The organism is Pseudomonas sp. CK-NBRI-02 (assembly GCF_008124495.1).
Taxonomy (GTDB): domain Bacteria; phylum Pseudomonadota; class Gammaproteobacteria; order Pseudomonadales; family Pseudomonadaceae; genus Aquipseudomonas; species Aquipseudomonas guariconensis.
Window position 1 is genome coordinate 112,913 of sequence record NZ_VSJH01000004.1, and the last position, 21,624, is coordinate 134,536.

Here is a 21,624-nt window from a genome sequence, read left to right on the forward strand (position 1 = left end):
AATGGGAGGGAGTCTCAATGTCCAAGTCACCTATCAATGAAGCCGTCTTGTCACAGGTGTTAGATCACATGCGCAATGGGCAGTTACAGCGCTGTGTCGAAATGGGGATAAACCCAGAGGTGCTGAATCAGATCCAGCACCCCACCATCATGAGTTTGTTGAGAAATACTCCCGTTAACTGGGTCAATGTATCGATCAACAACGCAATGATAGAAAAGTTGCTCACCAATGCTGCACGCTCAGAAGAAGAAACACGGCTTATTGAGCGCGCCATTCGCTTGGGTGCTACCACCACATTGTTAAAAGCATTCTTTGGGCTTACTCCCCAAGAAATTGCTCTGCAGCGCACACTTATTGGCGTCAAGGCACCAAGAGGGCGCTGGCCTGAACTGTCAGAGGACCAGGATCATCATTTGTGGTACCGCTGGACCAAACTCATGGCAGAGAACCAGGTCGACCTCAAAGACAGCTTGGCCATGCTGGACGTGGCCATGCTGGTTGCAGAGGAGTTGTTGACCGACGGATTAACGCTGGCTCAGGTTTGGTCGCGCATTACTTACTGGATTGAGAAGGGACTGTATAAACAAAACCAACCGGTGACCTCTCCGCCTGAGCAGCGCCAACTGGCAATTATCGAACAGCCGCCCCAGGCCCTCTTCGTTCGACGTACCGATGAAAGTGGTGCGCCTTCAACAGATCTTGGAGAAGGCGAACTCAGACAATGAAGCTTGCACGGTTCCCGATTTCCATGCTCCTAGATTCGGCCTCAGGTCAACTTGAGGCCCATGTGCAGAAGAAGCGAGCTGAGGAGAACGTCCCCCCTGCGACAGCGACACCCTACGCCGGGATCATTTTCAGCGGTAATCCGCATGAAACAGTCCCGCGCCGGCTTCTGCTCGATAAGAGACTGACGCCGTTAGAGCGCAATTGCTGGCAAGTCTTCCGATTGCTGGTCAACGAGGATGGCATCACAGCCTTCCCTACCTACGACCAGCTTCGTCCGTACCTGGGCATGAACCCGGGCAAACCTGCGTCCCGAGAAACGGTGGCGAAAGCGCTGACAGTCCTTCGCCTGACCCGTTGGCTTAGTCTTGGACGCAAGGTCCGGAATGAACTCAGCGGACAAGTCCAGGGCAACGTCTACCTACTCCACGACGAGCCTGTCACACCAGCAGAAGCCCTGGAATTCGACAGGGACTATATGTCCTTGCTCATGCAATCGATGGAGCACCAGAACAAGGCGATCCGGGAAATCGCCACAATCACCTGGCGAGAGTTTACCAATGACCCCGACGTAGGACGCGGACTGCCCAGCCGTATCGATACCATCAGCGACCGCTTGAATGCACAAGCATGGGCCGTCGAAAGTCAGCAGCACGCGCTTCCGGCGCCTGAGTTCGGAATCCGAACGCAGCCAGATTTACCGCTGTCTGGCCTGAGTTCGGATTCCGAACTCAGTCCAAAACCGCAGAGTTCGCCCTCAGTTCGGAATCCGAACTCAGCTAGTACGTATACGAATACAAACACTTCTGTATCTAAAAGCTTTGTACTACCGGAGGACAGCGTCGGCCCCAATTGGTTAATCACGATGGAAGGTCTCAAGCCTGAGGACAGAGGACGAGCTCGAGAGATCATGGCCCCCGTCCCCGAAAGCCTCCGCGATGCGGTAATCAACCAGTGGGCACACCGATGCAAAGAGGGGAAAGTCGCCAAGCCGCTTGCGTACCTGGCAACGCTCGCCGGCAAAGCGATTCGTGGAGATTTCAATGCTGACTGGCAGCCATCGCCGGTAGCCGCTCCAGTGCCATCTGGACAGTCAGCGCCGGTAGCTTCAGAGCCGAAGGCGGTCATACCCGTACCGCCCAAGCGTCGCAGTGAACCCACTCCCACCGGAATGATGACCGGGCGAGCCGCGTTAAGCGCGCTGCAAGCAGTAATCGCCCCTCGACGATACCAGGGAGGCAACCATGGTTGATTTGGAGTTCCATTCAGGGCTGCTAGCGGGGGCTGGGTTGCTGGGACTGGTGGCAGGGCAACTGCTCACCTACGTCGCGCACCAACTGCCGATTAGCCTTGAGCAGCAGTGGCAGCGGGAGGCACGGGAAGTTCTTGGCTTGGGCAGAGAGGTGACATGCCCTCTCAAGCATTGCTTGCACGATACTTCCAGGTCACGAGGCTGGGTCGTGCAGATCGGATGCGCGGCATTGTCGATGGTAGTGATTTGGCAGCTGGGTACAACTCTGCAAGCGTTGTTCGCCTTGCTACTGACCTGGTGGCTGATCACGCTGAGCTTGATCGACAGCGAACATCATTTGCTGCCGGACGTGCTGGTAAATCCTGGCCTCTGGTTCGGCCTGATCCTCAACTCGTTCGGTGTGTTCACCACCCTGCCGGAGGCACTCTGGGGAGGTGTCATTGGCTATATGAGCCTCTGGTCGGTGTTTCATCTGGTCAAGCTCTGTACCGGAAAAGAGAGCTTAGGCGCGGGTGACTTCAAGCTGCTGGCCCTGATCGGAGCATGGGGAGGCTGGAACATTCTCCCGTTGACAGTGGTGCTCGCCCTACTCAGCGCGCTCTTGGCGAATGTGCAATACCTACTGATACCCAAATCGTCCAGACCCGCTGTAGTTCCTTTCGGCCCACATCTGTCAATTGCAGGCTGGGTAAGCCTCATACTTCAACCAAACCTGCTTTAGATATTGTGTTGCGGGCCGCAACACTTGATACCCAGCGATCGAGAACTAGTCCCCAGGATCTGGCGTCAGCGCCAAGGGCCAGCCCAGTGATGCGGTCCGCATCATTTTCCTGAGCTCGGCATCAGCGCCGATGGCCTGCCCAGTGTGACCACCAGTCCCAAAGTGTTGTGGCCCACAACACTCTGGGCAGGACACCGGTGGCCTGCCCGGTGTGGCGATTAGCTCCATCAAAGTGTTGTGGCCCACAACACTCTGAGCAGGACACCGGTAGACCTGCCCGCTATGGCCATCAGCTCTATCAAAGTGTTGTGGCCCACAACACTTTGGGCAGGACACCGGTAAACCTGCCCGCTATGGCCATCAGCTCCATCAAAGTGTTGTGGCCCACAACACTTTGGGCAGGACACCGGTAGACCTGCCCACTATGGTCATCAGCTCCATCAAAGTGTTGTGGCCCACAACACTCGCTAGGATATGGCGTCGGCACCGATGGCCTGAGAGGTGATTCCACTGGAATCACTCCAAGTCGTGCGGCCCGCACCACTCGGCAGGATCTCCCCAGTGCCAAACAGCTGTTTCATTGGCACCCTCCCGGATGGGTGAATCACACCAATCTGCAGCCCTGCCGAAAATCCAACGCAGCACGTTATTCATTTATTACTGCGCCACAGTAGCCCGAAAAGCAGCATGGACACGTCTTCCCTTCTTTATATAAGGAACCGTCCATGGCTGATCAGTATCCACTCAACATCGGCTCCCTTCGCAGCCAGGTCAACCTCACCCTGCACACCCATCACGCCGCCCGCATCTGGCTGGGCCGCCAACAGAACGATGGCAAGCATGGCATCCCTGGCCTCGCTGGCTTCTGCCAAAAGATCAACCAGATCGACCGTGGTTCCGCTCAGGACGACCCCTACTCCGACTGGTGGATGATCCTGATCCAGGAAAAGATCCAGGAATCGGACAACGGCCTCAAAGCCATCGACAGCCGTCTCGATGACGTGATGGCCCAACTCCCCAAAACGCTAGAGGTCGGCGAAAACCTCTCGATCCAGCCGATGAAACTGCCGCTGTACCTGTCCAACCCTCTCGCGTTCAAAGCCGTCTATCTGCTGACCGGCTACGACGAAGTCGTCCGCCGCGTTCTGCTGGCCCAGCATGTCGGCATGATCGGTCGCCGCGACGGTGAAGCGTGGATCGACGAAGGCGCTCACCTGCTGCGCAGTCTGTTCGGCCTGGCCCAGCAGTTCCGCTACTCCGGTGCAACCCGTGACGACTTCGCCGCGAACAATGCCCGCGCCGAGCAGGCCCGCGAAATGTATGCCCGCTTCGATGCCATTCCTCAGGACATCCTCGAAGGCACCCGTCGATCCGAATTCGCCCCTGTCATCCGCCGCAATCAGCCAGCAGCGACCGAGCCAGACGACCTGGCTGAGGATGACTTCCACGAAGGTGAGGAGTGACAGGCATGCGCTCGTGCGAAGGCTTGCAACAGGGTGCCTTCAAACCGCTGCAACAGGGTGCCTATCAGGCGCTGCAACAGAGTGCCTCACTAAAAGGCCTTTTAAAGCCTTTTAAAGGTAAGGGGGAGCTGGACCAGTTAGCGGCTCAATGCACAGCACTGGAGGTGGGTGTACGCGAGCTTGCCCAGGAAGTGCTGGACCAGGTTCGCCAACATCCATTCGCGCTTTTGCCCGTTCGACTCATCGAGCAAAACACGGCGGCTGGAACAACCTTTCTTCGTTGGCAACACGTACAGACACGACGCATGGGCGTCGGCGTCTGGAGGTGGCAGCTGGACCAGCCCAAAACCTCAAGGCAGCTGCTGCAAGACCTGTTTGCCCTGGAGCAGCACCGCATCACCCTCAACATGCAAACCACCATCCTTCACTTCATCGGCAAACAGGCCGCCGAGTGCGCAGAAAAGATGGGCCAGGCCGAAGCCGAATTTCAGGCTCGACTGCAGCAGTACACACCCCAACCTCGCTGAACGGAGATACAACCATGAGTACACCAGTAGTCTGGGAAGGCAACATCGGCAATGCGGCAGAACACCGCTCGTTCGCAAACGGCAACAAAGATCCGCGGCACATGCTGCGAATCAACGTGATGTTCGACAACTCGATCCCTGACGGCCAGGGTGGCTACAAGGATCGTGGTGGCTTCTGGGCCAATGTCGAATGGTGGCACCAGGATGCCGAGCGTTTCGCCGCTCTATTTCAGAAAGGCATGCGCGTGGTTGTGATTGGCCGCGCGATCATGGATAGCTGGACGGACAAGCAGAGTGGCGAGGAAGTGTCTGCGCTCAAGGTAGAGGCAAGCCGCGTCGCGATCCTCCCGCACCGGGTCGAACACGTCACACTGGCATCGAACGGCAACAGTCAACGTCCAGCCAATCAACAACAGGCCGGCCAGCCCCGCGGCCAGAGTCAACCATCACCGCAGCCAGAGCCGGACGGTCTGCACGACTATCCCGGTTTTGACGACGAACTGCCGGTATAACCCCCCTTTAATTTTCGCGCCTCATCGTGAAGCTCTTGGTGACAAGGATGTCACTTCGAGTTTCACCTCCCTTCGATGCAGCACCCCCTTAGCATTTAGGCCACTGCTTGGCAGGCGATTTTTCAGGCGCCATTCGTGAAGCCTCTGGTGCGAAGAACAGCTCGTCGTCATCCATCTCCCTCTCACAGACGCCTGCTTAGTGGAACTAAGCCCCGGCAGCTGACCTACAACAATTGCCGCGCTCCTCGTGGACCTCTTGGGTCAAGAACGCTGCATCGTGGATCAAGGGGCGCTGCAAGCAGCCCATGCCCAGGCTCTGCCTCGATAAATCCGCTACTCAACGGTTTTCATTTTCCAATGGTTGCTGCTCCCTTAGTTGCTGATACTCGGGCCTACGAAAAATCGCTCAATCGTCAGAATTCAGCAGGCAAGTCCGTTGGGACGGGGGGCTGCTGAACTCATCAGTCGAGGCCCATGATGGAAAATCAGCAACCTCAGACAGCTAAGCTGGATAGGCGGCACTTCAACAATCCCCACCCTACGGTCGAGGCTGCTGGGGTCGAAGCCGCCGAGAAAGGGTTGCCCGTGTATGCCTGCCCTTACAAGCACCCCGCCATGCTGGCCTCCTGGCTGAAAGGGTACAAGCGCGCCCAGCAGCTGACCTCCGCCACCTAGCCTACCGTTCTCTGGAAATCCCTCCCCTCCGGTTCACCATTTCGCGTTGTGTGGTCTCCGACCGACAGCAAGAGTGCCCCCTGTTTGAATTGTATAGGGGGAACCCCATGAAACTCCTGATCATCGAGGCACCCGGCAAGCTGAAGAAGCTGAGGCCCATAATGAAAAAGATCCGCCCTGGCGAAGACTGGGAAGTCGTAGCCACCGGTGGCCACATCCGTGATCTACCGCAGTCGGGCCAAGACGACACGATGATCACCACCGGGGTATTGAAGACCCTTTGCCCGGTGTATGAAATCCTGCCGAAGAGTGCACGCAACGTCAGCACCATTCGCAAAGCACTCAAGAACGCCACCGAGGTCTACATCGCCACCGACCCGGATCGCGAGGGTGAAAGCATCGCCTGGCACATCCAGCAGACGCTGGGCATCCGCGAGTACAAGCGGGTCACCTTCAACGAGATCACCCAAACCCGCGTTCGCGAAGGCTTGGCCAACGCTCGCAGAATTGACGGCCAGCTCGTCGCGTCACAGGAATGCCGTCGAGTGCTCGACCGCCTGGTGGGCTATCTCGTCACCCAGCAGCTGCGCCGGATCATGGGACAACCGACATCAGCAGGCCGCGTGCAATCTCCGGCCCTCTATCTGGTAGTGCTGCGTGAGCGCGAGATCAGCAACTTCAAGGTCATCCATCACTTCGGAGTGGAGCTGGTCTTCAAGGACGAAGCCTCCGCCCTGTCCTGGACTGCTGTGTGGCAGCCGGTGCCAGACTTTGCCAGTAAAGAGCATCCGTACATACAGGACGGCACGCTCGCAGCCAGAGTCGCTGCCACCCGTGCAGTCATCGTCGAGTCTTGCGACGACGGCAAGAAGCGCCGGCCGCCACCACCTCCCTTCATCTCTTCGACGCTGCAACAGGCGGCCAGCGTAGCGTTGAAATGGGATCCGGACAAAACCATGCAGGTCGCGCAGCGACTGTACGAGCAGGGTGTGATCACCTATCACCGGACGGATAACCCCAACCTGGCCGATGAGGCCATGCCAGATATCCAGGCAGTGGCTCGCAGACAGGGCCTAGACGTGGTAGACGAGCGCCGGACGTTCAAGGCTGCGGACAGCGCCCAGGAAGGTCACCCCGCGATTGCACCAACGGTGTGGGAGGATGAAGTCGCAGGTGAGTCCGCCGAAGAGCAGGCCCTGTACAAGCTCATCCGGATCCGGGCGCTGGCCAGCCAGCTTGCTGATGCGATCTATGACGTGCGCACTGCAAAACTACTGGCCAAAGGGCCCGATCAGCGGCCACTGCGCTTCGCTGCTACTGGCAGCACGGTCGCCTATCTCGGTTGGATGAAGCTCCTGCAGAAGGACGACACCGAGGAAGAAGCATCAGACCTCGCAAAGAACCCTGTTCCGAAGCTAGAGCCCAAGCAGATCCTCTCTGTACATCAAGCAGAGGTGCTCAACCAGAAAACGAAGCCCCCCGCACGCTTCACAAAGGCGGGTCTCATCAAGGAGCTCGAGAGGCGCGGAATCGGCAGACCAAGTACCTTCTCCTCGATCGTCAAAAACATTACTGGCAAGGGCCTGGTCGTCGAGGACAAGCGGAAGCTCGTACCGGGGCCTCTGGGTGTGAGCACCATCTCCCAGCTGGAAGGACGGTTCAGCTTTCTGGAGCTTGCCTTCACCAGCACGCTGGAGAAGGACCTGGATCGAATCGCCCGAGGGGAAGAGCAATATGGCTCGGTAGTCGCCAAGTTCTATCAGCATCTGCAGGGCGAATTGGGCTCGCTCCGCCAGGCGCCCTCGGTCGCGATGACGCCCCGCTCTACAGGAACACCCTCGACTGCCGACCATGCTCATGTCTGTGGCAAATGCGGTATGCCGCTTGCGCGCCGTCAGAAGCGCGGCGAGGGTGGGTACGACTTCTGGGGCTGCACCGGGTACAAGGCAAATGGCTGCAAGGTCAGCTACCCCAACGTGAAGGGGAAGCCTGACTTCGACAAACCAAGAGGGATGTAGTGGGCATCGTCGAAATTCATGCGGGCTGATTGTCCTTTTCCCCTGTAGCAGCTCTCCTCCAACTGCCAGTCTGCTCGCTCTTATGGGTGCTGGCAGCCCACACCTTGAATGAAGACGCGTTGACCATCCTCCCGGAGGTGCTTGTGGCACGTTCCAAGAAAGTCATTGACCGACTAAAGGCCGAGCAGGCGAACAATCCAAAGATCCCCCACTATGAGTTCCGGCCAGGTGAGTCATGCTGGCCGTTACAACCTGACGCCATCAAGACCGCCGGGTACTGGAAGCGGGAGTACAGACGTGTGCCGAAGCGCACAGAGCCAGTTGCATACGTAATCAGTGGCCAGGGAGGATCGCTTCACGGCTCGGTGCTCTTAACCCGTTGGGTCCCTGCCTACCACCTCGACCAAACGGTGCCAATGAAGTTCAAGAGCGCGGACGTCAATTGAAACGGCCACGCCTACTGAATAGCCAGTCCACGCTCCTCGAAGCCGTAGTGTTCGATGGCTACGATTTTGGCATCCTGCTGCCCTACATTGATGGGGCGAACAAGGTCATGCTTGCCCGCAGCGGGTTCTTCATCCGCCGCGGCGAACACCCGCTCTACCGGTACTGGCGAGTGCCCAAGGCCAAGCTCCTGGACGAACTGGATCTGGTATTTCGTCAGTTGTACGACCTGGCCGATGGGAAGCTCACCGAGTCCTGGCAAAGTTTCCGGCAGAAGATCGAGGTCGCGCTCACTACCCCACGCCGCGATGCCTTCATCTGGGGAATGTCACTTCGAATCGCTCCGCTGGACGATGGCGGCGTCCTGCTGTCCGGTGACTACCACCCTGGCGTCGTCGCTGTAGCACGGCGAATGCACGGCGTCTTCCTGGGGCGATCAAGTTCCTGGCGCATCAACGCGACCGCAGAGATCCTGCGCAGCAACTTGATCCTGGAGCTGGGCCTGGCCGAGGAGCAATTCGAGATCCTGGACGTGGTTCAGGAGCTCTTGGGCGATGGTTCTGTCGTACCAGCAGAGGACATTCCGCGCATCAGCCTGGGCGGCGCTCCACAAGAGTCTTCGGCAATCACCAGTGGCGAAGAGACCTCGAACGACATTTACCTTGCGGCCGTCTCGCCGATCGAGCGCACCGAGTTCAGCGATGCCGTGATTGCCCAGGCCCTGGATGGTTACTCTCTCTTGGAACACCAACCAGCGGGCATTGCACACCTACTCCAACGCACCAGCGCGTTGCTGGCCGACGACATGGGCCTCGGCAAGACCCGTCAGTCCATCATTGCCGCACATATCTGCGCAGCCGGGCGCCCAATCCTGGTCGTGACCCTCTCTTCGTTGCTGATCAACTGGCAGCGCGAGGTGCAGGCCGTGTACCCCGACGCGAAGATTGCTCTGCAAAAGTACGACCCGCAGGCCCAATGGATGTTGATCAATTATGAGCGCTTGGGCGACTACGTGACCCTGGCCGAGCACTACCATGTGCTTGTGGTCGACGAGGCCCACCAGTTGAAAGAACCAACTGCCGAACGCACCCGCCATGGCTTCGATATCGCGGCCAAGGTGCCCAACAGGTACTTGCTGACGGGCACGCCTGTGCTCAACCGCGAGACGGAGCTGCACACCCTGCTGCGCCTTTCCGGGCATCCCGTTGGCCAACTGCCCCTAGGAGATTTCTGCGAACGCTTCGCCGGTAACCCAGAGTTTCGGCAGAACCTACGGGCAGAGCTTGGCGACTGGATGCTGCGTCGTCGGAAGGATGTACTGCCGGGTCTCAAGGGCAAACAGCGGCAACTGCTGCCGGTGGCCATGGACCCAGAGGAGCGCCGCAAGTACGACACCATACGCCTCGAGGACAAGCCGATCTTCGCCAGACTCGGCGCGCTTCGCCATTATCTGGAACAGGTGAAGATCCGGATCGCCATGGACCTCCTGGGCGAGCTGGACGCCGAGGACAAAGTCATCCTCTTCTGTGAATTCAAGCCCACCGTGGAACGGCTCAAGGAGCTGTGCGATGAGGCGGGTGTCGGCAACGTCACTCTGGTCGGCAGCGACTCGCTCACCAAGCGTCAGAAAGCGATCGACAACTTCCAGGTGGATCCCGACTGCCGGGTTTTCATCTGCACCACCCGAGCCGCCGGTACCGGAAACAACCTCACCGCCGCCAACAACGTGTTTTTCCTGGGGCTGCCCTGGACACCTGGCCAGCAGGACCAGGCTGAAGATCGCGCTTATCGAAACGGCCAGCTCAGGACGGTGATCGTCAAAATCCCGCTGGTTGAGAACAGCATCGACCAGCAGCTGTGGCAGATGCTGTTGGCCAAACGTCAGGTCAGCCTTGAGCTCATCGAACCCGAGGAGCAACAGGACGCCCTGGCCAAGGCCATGCTCGCAGCCACCATCACCGAGCAGAACATTGGAGCAAACTGACTGCCATACTTCGTAGCAAAGCCCACGGAATCAACCCGCCATGCTCGCAGCTCGAAGCGCATGAAGCCTCGCATCCGGGGCGGCGTGTCACCTTGACAGCCGGTCGACCATTCATCAGAATTGATCAAAGGAACGCTATAGCTGGCTTGAGAAAGCCAAGCGTCACGTTGGAACAGGAGGTTTAGATGCCTAACGTATCGATCGCACTGATCAAGCAGAGCAACAGTAAGCTCGCTTCCAAGAAGGCCGTAACGGCGCGATCTTCCAAGCTGTCCAAAGCGAACATTAATGATCTGATGAAAGAGGCCTATGGCCGCTTGTCGCGCTGATTAGGGCTAATTTACCTTGTCAAGCACTTCAACGACCAATATTTCTGATTTTTCTCAGACAGCACTCAACCGAGACACCGACTCTGGCCCTTCGCGAGTTAACGCGAACCCACCAGAGTCGGTGTTTTCGTATGAGGGATCGCTCGACGTTTTCAAAGAGCTCGTCGAATCCCCTGATGACTTCTTGGGAATGCTCGCCTACTCGCTGTACAAACAGCACAAGATCGAATGGCTGCAGTCTCATCCACAAGACGATCACCAAGCATTCAAAAAGGTAGCGTGCACCTCGCTGCAGGTGGGGATGTACCGAAACCAAGCCGAGCAACTGGCTAAGAACTTCATCGACGTGTCCCTCGAAGCTCTCGGAGAAGAGATGCGGCAGAACATTCTGTCAGACGAGATCATGACCCGTGTCAATGCTATGCAGCCGGCTCTCTCCGCCGAAATTAAAGCAATCAAACCCACGAAGACTGAAGCTGCCCTCGGCCACTTCAAGGGAGGCCTCGCTTCAGCGATCGTCGCACTTACGCTCTTCGCCGTTTTCAACCTCTACGGCAAATTCCAAAAAGAAGGTGGACTTGAGGGCGTCGTGAAAAATTGGCTCTCCAGTGATTCGACTGAGAGTCCTCCTCAGCCCCCTGCTCCAACGCTGTCCCAAAAACCTACTTCTGGCCAGTAGTTTTTGCCCCTTGGCCGTGACCCTACCATCGGTCACGGCTAACCGCTCCCCCTTATAAAAATCAACTTAAGCCTACTGCGCATTTACTGCTGCGCGGTCAACGCCTGCCTGTCACCTTGGCCTCAATCACTACAGGGGGCCTCAATGATCAGGCAGTTCACCACACTCTCGTTGCTCGCGCTCGTTGCAGGGTGTGCGATCCAACAGGCAGAGCAAAAGCCAAAACCAGCATTCGACAGCAGCCGCAATCCTGAATGGCTTGCTCCAGACCTCTATCCGAACGGGGCGAGTGCGGAGAAAGAACCTGTTGTTCGCTACGGGCGCTACACCTTGGTGAGCACCCAGCCGGATGCCGGGCAACGCGATTTGATGGCCCAGATCATCGACGTTACGATCCCTGGGAGCATGAACCCCAGCGTGCGGGATGCGATGCTCTACGTTGTGGATCGATCGGGCTATGCCCTGTGCCCCCCCAGCTCCAACCACGTCAACATCCTGTACACCCGGCCTCTTCCTGCAGCCCAGTACAAGCTCGGCCCAATGACCCTGCGCAACACCTTGCAGGTACTCGCAGGACCGGCCTGGCAGGTGAAGGTCGATGAGGTCAACCGGCAGGTCTGCTTCGCGCTGCGCCCGGGCTATCAACTGCCGGAACCATCTACCCCGGCTCGCCAGCTCTATGCGAGCAACACTCCAGCAACGACGTCCGCCGCTTACCTGGCGGCTACCAAAACGGAAAGCGTCATTGTCGCGGCGGTGCCCACTGCGCCTGCCATCACCACCTCAACGCCTGTTGCATCGACGACTGCAACGGCCACCCAAGTGCTCCCCCCAGTGGCACCTCCTGCCAAGGATGGCTCTACTCCTGCGGTCCCGGCTGCTAGCCCTGCAGCGAAGCCTGCGGCCCCGCTCGCGCCTGCTGCGGTGGCAACTGCCGAAGCGCAAAAGCCTATCGCTGCAGCGAAACCCGTTGCCGTGACCACCCCTTCTCCAAAGCCGGCCACGCCTGTGCAACTTGCAACGCCAATCGCCAAGACTAGTCCCGTTCCCGCTCCACCGACTCGGCCGCTGCCCCAGGTATGGACGGCCGAAACTGGCTCAACCCTGCGCCAAAGCGTCGAGGCCTGGGCCAAGAAGGCCAGTCCGACCTGGACGGTGATCTGGAGTCAGGAAGACCTGGATTACCCGATTGAGGCCCGGCTGCGTTTCGAGGGCTCATTCCAGGACGCCATCAAAGAGCTGTTCCCGCTTTACGACACCGCTCCACGCTCTTTCGTCGTCGATGGAAGCGATACGCAGCGTGTGTTGCACGTTGACGAGAGGAAGAAGAAATGACCGTATCCCCATGGGTCCGCTGGGCACTTACCCCGCTGACGGTCGCCATTCTGGCGGGCTGCGCGGTACAGCGCGTGAACGAATCCTTCGATCGAGCAGATTTACAAGGTCGCACTGCTGGGCAATACAACAAGTACCTACAGAACCAGCAACCCCAGCAAGCCCGAGACACCGTGGTGTTCAGCAACAAACCGTGGGTTTCGACTCAGCCGCTGGTGAGCAAACGCGGTTTGCCCTTCTCGATGGACCAGGACATCGCCTACCGGCCTGCCGGCGCTGTATCCATCAGCGAAGTGGCCCAGTACATCACCAAGCAGACCGGCATGCCGGTGATTGTGGCTCCGGATGCTATGAATCCAGGCATTCTTTCGTCCGAGCGCCGTGCAGGTAACGCCGCTCAGCAGGCAATGCCCAATCCCGATAGTTTGGCTGGCCTCATGCCCAATGGGGTTATGGGTGCCACTCCGAACGCCACAAGCGCTTTCGAATTTGGCTTGGGGGCCACAGGACTGGTCAGTGGTATCCAGTTCTCCGGTCGAGTCTCTGGGCTGCTCAATCAGACGACCTCGCAGCTCGGTCTTTCCTGGCATTTCGATCCACAGCTTCAAGGCGTCCGCATCACCTACTTCGACACACGTACGTTCGATGTGTGGACCTTCGGGGATGAGCTGGAGATCGAAAGCACCGTCAAGTCGGGCCTGCTCACCTCTACAGGCAGTGGTGACTCGGGCACATCGACTTCCTCTTCGGGCGCTTCAGGTGAGTCCGGGAGCAATCAAAGCACGAAGTCCACCTACAAAACCTCGCTGATGAGCGACATCGAGAACGATGTCAAAGCCATGCTCAGCGTTCAGCCTGCTGGGCGTGCGACCCTCTCGCGCTCCACCGGCACCCTTACTGTGACCGATCGCCCAGAAGTCTTGAACCGAATCTCGGCGTACCTCAAAACCACCAACCGCAGCATCACTCGGCAAGTGCTGTTCAACGTCAAGGTTTATGAGGTCACGTTCAATGACCGAGACCAGACCGCGATTAATTGGAGTGCAGTTTACAAGTCCATCTCTGGGAACTGGGGCTTCGGCTTGAGCAACACCGTGGCCGGTATCAGCACCGATGCAGTGTCGGCCACCGGCAGCATTCTAGATACATCCAGCTCGCCCTGGGCAGGTTCGAAAGCCGTACTGCAGGCGCTCTCGGAACAGGGCCGTGTCGCGGAAGTGCGAACCCCGTCCATCACCACATTGAACCTGCAGCCAGCGCCTATCCAGATCGGCAATGTGACTGGTTACGTCGCCTCGAGCTCAACCACCTCGACTGCCTCGGTGGGCACCAGCAGCAGCCTGCAACCAGCAACCATCACCAGCGGATTCAACATGATGCTGCTGCCCAAACTCCTGGATAAGGAAAACATGCTGCTGATGATCACGCTCAGCATCAGCAGCAAGCCTACGTTCCAGACCTTCACCAGCAACGATTCCAGCGTCCAAACCCCGGACTACGACACCAAGAACGTGGCGCCCAAGGTACAACTGAAAAGTGGCCAAACGCTTGTCATCACCGGTTTCGATGAGGACAGCGAGAACGCCAAGAAAAGTGGCGTGGGAAGTGCCGGTTTCTTCGGCCTGGGCGGCGGCCGTACCCGGTCGACCACCCATAGCGCCATGGTGGTACTGGTCACGCCGATCGTCCTGCCCGACAGCCTGGGAAGCCTGAACACCCACCCGTTCAACTTCGGCGCCGACAGCATCGCCACCAACTGGGGCTACACCAGTTCGGCACAGATCTGCCGGCCTCCATTGCGCGCCTGTGGGACCTTGTAAGTGAGCAGCACTATGAACACTGAGGCTCCTATGGTTCCCGAGTCCCGCGTCAAAACCCTCAAGTACCACGGGCGGACCTTCGTCACCGGTATGCGCTGGGTGCCACTGGGCTCGGTGCCGAGCTACATGAAAGAAGCACGTAAGTTCGGCAAGGACCATGACTTGGACATCGTGGCCATCCGAAAGACCACCAGCCTGATCCAGGCCGGGTTCGTCTCGCGTACTGCCGGCGTCAACAAGGGGATGTACTCATTGGCAGCCACCCTCGCTGGCCAATTGGGTGACTCTTGGATCGCTGCCTGGCGTGTCGCTGCAGATGACGACCAGTATGCAATTGTGGCTGTGCATAAAGGCTCAATCATGCCTGGCAGCGACCGCATTGGCAGCGCGCTTGAGGTGCGCAAGCGCGTCGCTCAGCAACGCACTCTGGGCATCACCTTTGCTCACGAATACCTGCCCCCTGAATTCGATATGGGAGGTGAGCCCTTCGACATCGAGGAGCTGCTACAGCCCTCCAGGCTTAAGCGCGAATATCGTCTTCGTCCGCTGGTGTTCGGCCTTTCGAAAGCAGAACTGGCTCAGCTCGTTGCGCTGGCTGTGATCGGCTCGGTCTGTGCAGGTGCCTGGCTGCTTTGGAAGTCGCACCAGGATGAATTAGCACGACAAGCACGGATTCAAGCCGAACAAGCACGCCTTCAAGAGCTGGCCCGTCTCCAAGAGCAAACCGGAACTGAGCAGCCGCCTCAGGCACTCGAACATCCCTGGGCAAAGCTGCCCTCTGTCGAGGCCTTCATCGAAGCCTGCAGCCAGGTGATCTACAAGCTGCCGCCAAGTATCGAAGGTTGGCCTTTCACAGAGGCCACCTGCAGCGGTGAGCATGTACTGGCCAACTACCGACGTACGGGCAACAGCACCGCACAACAGCTCATCACTGCCATCGGCAGCATTTTCTCCGACCGGCCGAGCTTCTTCGAAAACGGCAAGAACGTGACCCTGAAGTTCGACCTGGCTGTGCCTGCTGCAGGGGACGAGCCACTGCTCGACGCGTTCGATGCCGTGACTGCGCTCTCCTCCTGGTTCCACGGTTTCTCTCAGGATCCAGATATCAAGGAAGTCCCCTTCAAGGCAGCCCAGGAGCCGGCGCTGCCCGGCCAACCGGCCCCACCACCACCTCCACCGCCTCAGTGGAAGGAATTCGAGCTTCGGTATAGCAGCGGCCTTCTGCCCTACGACTCCTTCAACGGTGCCCCCACGCAAGGGCTCCGTCTGCAGGAGATCAAGACCGAGTACAAGGCAGACCACTTGATCTGGTCCGTCACAGGAGTTCTGTATGCCAAATAAACACCATTGGATGGCCCTTGCAGCCGTACTGGCCATGGCCAACGCCCATGCCGCCGATGAGAGCTTGTCCAGCATCAACATCGGTGAACTCGGCCGCGTGCAAAGCCAAACCATTCTCTACAAGGCCAAGGCTGAACGTGCAGAAGCCCAGCAGAAAGCTGAGGGCAACTTCCCGGACTCTCTTCTCCCCGCTGCAAGCATCCCCAGCGGGCAAACCTTCACACCGCCTATTGAGTCCCCCCATCAAGAGTCAGGCCTGCCAGTCGTGAAGGCCATTACCGGCTCCAGCCAACGCCTGCGCGCCACGCTGCTTTACAGCGGCGGCGCTGAGTTCGACACCGCCATCGGAAGCAAATTGCCTGATGGCTTCAGCGTCCATCAACTCACGTTGGACGGCGTTGTGCTCAGCCGCGGTGGAAAGCTGTACCCGCTGGGTTTCGCAAACCGCATTTCCAGCGCAGGAACCACAACCGGGATCCGCACTGGAGCACAGCCCTTCAATCTGCCAGGGCAATTGCCCGGTCAATGAGGTACACATCATGAACGATATTGCCGTGGCGCCCGTCGACTTGGAGGTCGCTCCTCCAACCTCTCTTGCATCATCTGTGGTTCTGACAACACCTGGGGGGCGCTTCGAAATCAAGGACGAGCTGCGACAGGTTTTGGCTCTGACTGCTGACGGTGTCCTGCACGTTTCTGAGGCCTACCGGGCTGACCCATACGTGATGGCTTTCATCGATCAATTGGAGCATGAGGGCTTCGACTACCGGATGAAGATCGCTTCCATGGTAGAAATCAAAGCCCTCTATGAAACCTCACAGCAAGTGGCCCTTGGCTCGCAAGCGGAGACACTGCGTCAAGCCCAGGCGCTTGAGTTGATTGGCCATGCGCACAAGCAGGGTGCCAGTGATATTCACATTGTCGTCGGGGACGACATCACCAAAATTTACTACCGCATCCATGGCCTGCTCTGGGAAGTCCGCCAAGAAAAGAGCGAGGTGGGAGGCGAATTGTGCTCGGCGCTGTACAACAGCATGTGCGACGTCTCGAAAGAACACTACCAGGCACATATTCCCCAAGATGCACGGGTAAGCCGCCGATTCGTTCAGCAACTAGGCCTGTTTGGTGCCCGGGTTGCCACACGACCGCTGGTGGATGGACCGCTGATGGTGATGCGGCTGTTGTATGACGATGACACGAAGCAGACGCCCGAGGAGCTCGGCTTCCTGCCAGAGCAAATCGCCCAGCTCCGTCGCCTGCGTAGCCTGCCCTATGGCGTGAACCTGTTTACCGGCCCGACCGGCTCTGGCAAATCGAAGTCCCTGCAAGTCCAACTCAACCTGTTGCATGACGAGACCGGGGGGACCCGGCATATCCTCACCCTTGAGGATCCGCCCGAATACAAACTGAAAGCCAATCAGTCGGCCCTGAGCGTCGGTGAGACCTGGAGTGGCGGGATCTCCAACTCGGTCCGCCTTGACCCCGATATTCTGATGTACGGCGAACTCCGTGACTTGGCGTCTGCTCAAGCAGCCTATACCGGTGGTATGACGGGGCACCAAGTATGGTCCACCCTGCACACCAACAACGCCATCGCCTCGATTCCACGCCTGATCGACATGGGGGTGCCGCGCTACCTGGTAACTGATCCAGCGCTGACGACTGGGATCATCAACCAGTCGTTGGTCCCTGTCCTCTGTCCCCACTGCCGGATCCCCTTGCGGGAGCATCAACGCTCAATCGACACAGCATTGTTCGCCCGTTTGGACAAGCTGGCACTGATCGAAAAGGTGAACCTGGCCGGTGAAGGCTGCACACGCTGCAGTGGCCGTGGGGTCGTTGGCCGTTCGGTGGTCGCAGAAATCCTGGCCACTGACCTGTTGTTCATGAAGGTCTTCAACGAACACGGTGCCAGTGCGGCCCGCAGGCACTGGGTCAAGGAGATGGGCGGAATCACTAAGGTCGTCCATGCGCAGCAGAAGATCGCAGCGGGGGATGTCGATCCTCGGCATGCGGAGACGATGGTAGGACCACTCGATTTCGACCAACAGCTCGTGGAGCTGGCTCATGCTTGATCTGTTCGGCGATCTCTGGGCAGGCCTGCGAGAGGCCTCCCGGTCCTGGATCGAAACCTTCTATGCACGACAATTCGGCAAGAACGAACGCATCCAGTTCTACGAATCGCTCATGGGGGTGATCGAGGACTCCATCCCCATCGAGGAGGCATTGGAGACCGTTGAGAAAGCGTTCAGCAATGATGGGAAGGTCCTGCATCCCGTCTCGATCATCTGCGGTCGCGTGGCCATGTCAGTGCGCGGCGGCAAGTCACTGGCTGATTCCTGCAGGGCCTATCTCCCATTCGAGGAGGCCTCACTGGTCGAAACCGGTGAGAGAACAGGCCACTTGGTGGAGGCCTTTCGTGACTGCGTCAGGGTCATCGAGGTCCGACAAAGGATCAAGCGCCTGATCATCTCGGTCTTCGCGTTACCCGCCGTTACCTGGTCGCTGATGGGCGTCCTGTTACAAGTCGTCGCTGGATGGTTGGTACCGACCATGGCCTTGCGATCGAACCCAGAGACCTGGACCGGAGTGCCGGCGTTTTTGTACATCCTGTCTAACCTGGTCACCCATTATGGGTTGTACCTGGTCGCGCTGGTTCTGTTCGGCACTGTGATATCCCTAGTTACGTTGCCCTACTTCTGTGGCCTGGAGATTCAGCCCAACAGCCCCGACTGGAAGATCCAGCTAAGCCGCGCTCTGCAGCGCATTCGAATCAGCTTCGAAAAGTTGCCACCCTGGTCGGTCTACAAGGTCATGCAGGGCTCGATCTTTCTCCTGAACATGTCAGTCATGCTTCGGACCGGGATCAGCCAACTCAACGCCCTGGCGATCTTGAAACGTAGCGCTTCTCCATGGTTGCGGGAGCGCATAGACGCCATCCACTACGGGGTTTCCTCAGGTAAAGACTTCGGTACCGCCCTGAAGCTCGCCGACCACCACTTCCCGGACGAGATGGCCATTCACTTTCTCCAGGTGCTGGCCACTCGCCAAAGCTTCGCTACCTCCATGGAAAGGTTCGCGAACCGCTGGCTGGAACAAATGCTCAAGCGCATTGAAGCCATCTCCAAGACCTTCGCCGCTCTGTCGGCACTGTGCATGGGGGGACTGATGATTCTCGTCGTGATCGGCATCTTCCAGCTGGCCATCAACATCACCGACTCGCTTTAACTCTGCTCAACGTTACCACCAAGGGGTACATGCAATGATGCGTTCTCGCCGCAATAAACAATCAGGCTTCATGTCGATCGATGCCCTGGGTTGGACCATTTTCGCTGTGATCGTGCTCGGCTTCGTTGCCGCCGCGGTCTGGAAAGTGCTCACCGGTACTGACTCAACCATCGAGCTGAGCAATGTCACAGCGCTCATGAGCAACACCAAGCAGCTCAAAACCCGCACCGGGTATGGGCCATCCGGTACAGATTTGATGCCCTCCCTAATTGCCATCGATGGCACAGGTGGCATGAGCGTGTCCGGCTCCACGGTGACCAACCAATACAACGGTGCGGTCACGTTGGTGAGCAATGGCATGACCTACACCCTCACCAGCACCAACTACCCAAAGAGCGCATGCATCGCACTTTCTACGAAAGCAGCGAAAGACACGTTGACCACCACCAAGATCAATGGCGGATCTGCAATTTCTGGTGAGGTGCAGACGGCAGCTGCAACCACTGCCTGCTCGGGGGACACCAACACCCTCAGCTGGACCTCGTACTGAAGGACCTTGGCGTGAGCTTAATTGCAGAGGCATCCTTCATCGACCTCTACCTGGGGCACGACTTCACGGATGTGAAGGGGCTCCAGGGCCAGCCCCGCCGTGTCGCCGCACCGGCGGAATGGCAGGCGGAGATCGAGCAGTTGAAAGCTCGATGCCAAGAGCAGCTCGACGCCACGGAAGAACCCGAGTTCTCGATCGTGATTGAGGACTCGGTAGTCTTCCGGGTCACCTACATGCTCGACGTGTATGCGAAACCGTTGTTCGTGTTGAACCGGTCTGCTGCCAAGATCCTTCCACTCCTGGAAATCGGCCTGCCCGATGCCGTGCACGACAGCGTAATGAGCGAAGCCACCAAAGGTCTCCTCTTCATCTGCGGTGAAATGGCATCGGGCAAAACCACCAGTGCAGCGTCTATTGTGCAAGCACGCCTGGAGGAACACGGCGGACTCGCACTGGCTGTTGAAGACCCGCCAGAGACACCGCTGCACGGTCTGCATGGGAAAGGACGGTGCGTCCAAGTGCCGGTCTCTCGCCGCCAGGGCGGGTACGGCGAAGCGCTCATTCGTGCCCTGCGAACCCGGGCAGACCTGATTTTCGTCGGCGAGGTGCGCGACACGCCCACCGCGGTCCAGGTCGTTCAAGCCTCAATCAATGGCCACTTCATCATCTGCACCGGACATGCCGGCAGCGTAGTCAAAGGCATCGAGCGCATTGCCGTGCTCGCCCAGCCAGAACTACCCAACGCGATGCAGATCCTGTCCCAGGGATTGATTGCGGTCATTCATCAAACGCTCCAACGCAGCGATAACCGCCAGGCTCGCCTGACGCTGCAATGCCTATCGCTGACAGACGAGGATGCCCCAGCGATCAGAGAAAAAATTCGGCAAAGCCAACTTCAGCAGCTGGAACAAGACATTGCCAACCAGTCGAGCAGGAACATTTGGAATGATGATTAAGCAGAAACAGAGAGGCTTCATGTCTCTCGATGCCATTGTCGGGTTGATTGTCCTGACGATCGTTCTCTCCCTGGCCGGGGCTTGGGCAATCGACGCTACGAACAAGCGGGACTATCAGATCGCTGCAGAGCAGCAAAAGACCATGTCTGAGGCTTTCAGCAAATACCTGAAAGACAACTACGCCGTTCTGTTGGCGAGCGCTGGCCCAACGACACCTGCCCAGGTAACGGTTGCCATGCTGCAGAACACCAATTACCTGCCGGCCGGTTTCAGTTCAACCAACAGCTTCGGCCAGAACCTCATCGGCCTGGCCAGGAAGCCGAACCCAAACCAGCTCGAAGCGATCGTCATCACTACGGGCGGCCAGGCCATCCCTGAGCTAGGCATCCGCGCCATCGCAGAGCACCTCGGTGGGCCAGGTGGCTTCATTTCCAAGCTGCAGCCTGGGGTGATCGAGGGCGTACGTGGGGGGTGGCAAGTGGCGCTGAGCAACTATGGGGTGAATCCAGGTGCCGGCCATACGGCAAGCGCGCTTTTCCTCATGGATGGTGACCTGGCCAACGACTATCTCTATCGCAACGCAGTGCCAAATCACCCGGAATACAACCGGATGAACACCCACTTCGACGTGGGAGGGAACAACATCAACAACGCTGGAGCAATCACTGCATCCGGCAATGTCACGACCTCAAGCGACGTCTCGGCGCGCAACATAACTGCAACGGGTGAGACGACCACTGGAGGCTGGTTCAGAACCAAGGGTGATACCGGTTGGTACAGCGAGAAATGGGGCGGTGGCATCTACCAGTCCGATGCCAATTGGGTGCGAGTCCTGAACAACAAAGGCCTACTCACCGGTGGCCAGGTCCGCGGGGGTACGCTCCAGTCCGATGGACGCGTGACCATCGCCGAATACCTCGATATTCAGAGCACGGTCCGTGAAGGGGATGCCTGTCCAAAGATTGGTGTGCAGTCGAAGGATAAACAGGGAGCTCCACTCACTTGTCAGTGCCTCACACCTTCTTGCCAATCCGGGGTGTGGGCGAGCTCAAAGTCAAACTTTGATA

General features: G+C 58.4%; 20 protein-coding genes. All 20 read left to right on the forward strand.

Annotated elements, in window-relative coordinates:
* Positions 1-17: 17 nt before the first annotated feature.
* Positions 18-725 carry a DUF2857 domain-containing protein gene (locus tag DQ397_RS04115; protein WP_043214595.1) on the forward strand — a complete coding sequence of 236 codons (708 nt, stop codon included), beginning with the start codon at positions 18-20 and terminating at the stop codon, positions 723-725.
* Positions 722-1,975, forward strand: a complete 1,254-nt coding sequence (locus DQ397_RS04120; protein ID WP_043214592.1) for an STY4528 family pathogenicity island replication protein — start codon at positions 722-724, stop codon at positions 1,973-1,975. The genes DQ397_RS04115 and DQ397_RS04120 overlap by 4 nt, the downstream gene beginning before the upstream one ends.
* The gene (locus DQ397_RS04125; RefSeq protein WP_052352506.1) at positions 1,968-2,696 is read left to right on the forward strand and encodes an A24 family peptidase; all 729 of its coding nucleotides are present in this window, start codon (positions 1,968-1,970) and stop codon (positions 2,694-2,696) included. Before DQ397_RS04120 ends, DQ397_RS04125 begins: the two co-directional genes overlap by 8 nt.
* A 725-nt stretch (positions 2,697-3,421) precedes the next feature.
* Positions 3,422-4,159, forward strand: a complete 738-nt coding sequence (locus DQ397_RS04130) for a PFL_4669 family integrating conjugative element protein (RefSeq protein WP_043214589.1) — start codon at positions 3,422-3,424, stop codon at positions 4,157-4,159.
* A 5-nt stretch (positions 4,160-4,164) separates the two neighbouring features.
* The gene (locus DQ397_RS04135; protein WP_043214588.1) at positions 4,165-4,686 is read left to right on the forward strand and encodes a DUF3158 family protein; all 522 of its coding nucleotides are present in this window, start codon (positions 4,165-4,167) and stop codon (positions 4,684-4,686) included.
* Between the two features lie 14 nt (positions 4,687-4,700).
* A complete protein-coding gene (locus DQ397_RS04140; protein ID WP_148921486.1) occupies positions 4,701-5,198 on the forward strand; it encodes a single-stranded DNA-binding protein in 498 nt (165 codons plus the stop codon).
* A gap of 477 nt (positions 5,199-5,675) precedes the next feature.
* Positions 5,676-5,873 (forward strand): CrpP family ICE-associated protein, encoded by a 198-nt coding sequence (locus tag DQ397_RS04145; RefSeq protein WP_043215227.1) that lies wholly within the window; start codon positions 5,676-5,678, stop codon positions 5,871-5,873.
* 107 nt (positions 5,874-5,980) lie between these two features.
* The gene (locus DQ397_RS04150; RefSeq protein WP_043215225.1) at positions 5,981-7,891 is read left to right on the forward strand and encodes a DNA topoisomerase; all 1,911 of its coding nucleotides are present in this window, start codon (positions 5,981-5,983) and stop codon (positions 7,889-7,891) included.
* Positions 7,892-8,333: 442 nt separating this feature from the next.
* On the forward strand, positions 8,334-10,319 hold the full coding sequence (locus tag DQ397_RS04160; RefSeq protein WP_043215224.1) for a DEAD/DEAH box helicase: 1,986 nt from the start codon (positions 8,334-8,336) through the stop codon (positions 10,317-10,319).
* A 185-nt stretch (positions 10,320-10,504) separates the two neighbouring features.
* The gene (locus tag DQ397_RS24465; RefSeq protein WP_178113771.1) at positions 10,505-10,648 is read left to right on the forward strand and encodes a hypothetical protein; all 144 of its coding nucleotides are present in this window, start codon (positions 10,505-10,507) and stop codon (positions 10,646-10,648) included.
* Between the two features lie 16 nt (positions 10,649-10,664).
* Positions 10,665-11,327: a hypothetical protein gene (locus DQ397_RS04165; RefSeq protein WP_148921487.1), complete on the forward strand. Its 663-nt coding sequence runs from the start codon at positions 10,665-10,667 to the stop codon at positions 11,325-11,327.
* Between the two features lie 144 nt (positions 11,328-11,471).
* Positions 11,472-12,662 (forward strand): TcpQ domain-containing protein, encoded by a 1,191-nt coding sequence (locus DQ397_RS04170; RefSeq protein ID WP_043215220.1) that lies wholly within the window; start codon positions 11,472-11,474, stop codon positions 12,660-12,662.
* Positions 12,659-14,482, forward strand: a complete 1,824-nt coding sequence (locus DQ397_RS04175; RefSeq protein ID WP_043215218.1) for a PilN family type IVB pilus formation outer membrane protein — start codon at positions 12,659-12,661, stop codon at positions 14,480-14,482. The genes DQ397_RS04170 and DQ397_RS04175 overlap by 4 nt, the downstream gene beginning before the upstream one ends.
* A 90-nt stretch (positions 14,483-14,572) precedes the next feature.
* Positions 14,573-15,823, forward strand: a complete 1,251-nt coding sequence (gene pilO2 / locus DQ397_RS04180; protein WP_306106456.1) for a type 4b pilus protein PilO2 — start codon at positions 14,573-14,575, stop codon at positions 15,821-15,823.
* Complete coding sequence (pilP, locus tag DQ397_RS04185) at positions 15,813-16,352, forward strand: type IV pilus biogenesis protein PilP (protein WP_080642163.1); 540 nt, start codon at positions 15,813-15,815, stop codon at positions 16,350-16,352. Before pilO2 ends, pilP begins: the two co-directional genes overlap by 11 nt.
* 10 nt (positions 16,353-16,362) lie before the next feature.
* Positions 16,363-17,898, forward strand: coding sequence for a GspE/PulE family protein (locus tag DQ397_RS04190; RefSeq protein ID WP_080642162.1), 1,536 nt, complete (start codon positions 16,363-16,365; stop codon positions 17,896-17,898).
* A complete protein-coding gene (locus DQ397_RS04195) occupies positions 17,891-19,051 on the forward strand; it encodes a type II secretion system F family protein (protein ID WP_043215215.1) in 1,161 nt (386 codons plus the stop codon). The genes DQ397_RS04190 and DQ397_RS04195 overlap by 8 nt, the downstream gene beginning before the upstream one ends.
* A gap of 34 nt (positions 19,052-19,085) precedes the next feature.
* Positions 19,086-19,601 carry a type 4 pilus major pilin gene (locus tag DQ397_RS04200; protein ID WP_080642161.1) on the forward strand — a complete coding sequence of 172 codons (516 nt, stop codon included), beginning with the start codon at positions 19,086-19,088 and terminating at the stop codon, positions 19,599-19,601.
* 11 nt (positions 19,602-19,612) lie between these two features.
* Positions 19,613-20,557, forward strand: coding sequence for an ATPase, T2SS/T4P/T4SS family (locus tag DQ397_RS04205; protein ID WP_043215211.1), 945 nt, complete (start codon positions 19,613-19,615; stop codon positions 20,555-20,557).
* The coding region (gene pilV / locus DQ397_RS04210) for a shufflon system plasmid conjugative transfer pilus tip adhesin PilV (RefSeq protein ID WP_148921488.1) at positions 20,547-21,624 on the forward strand (1,078 nt) is incomplete at its 3' end. The genes DQ397_RS04205 and pilV, both read left to right, overlap by 11 nt.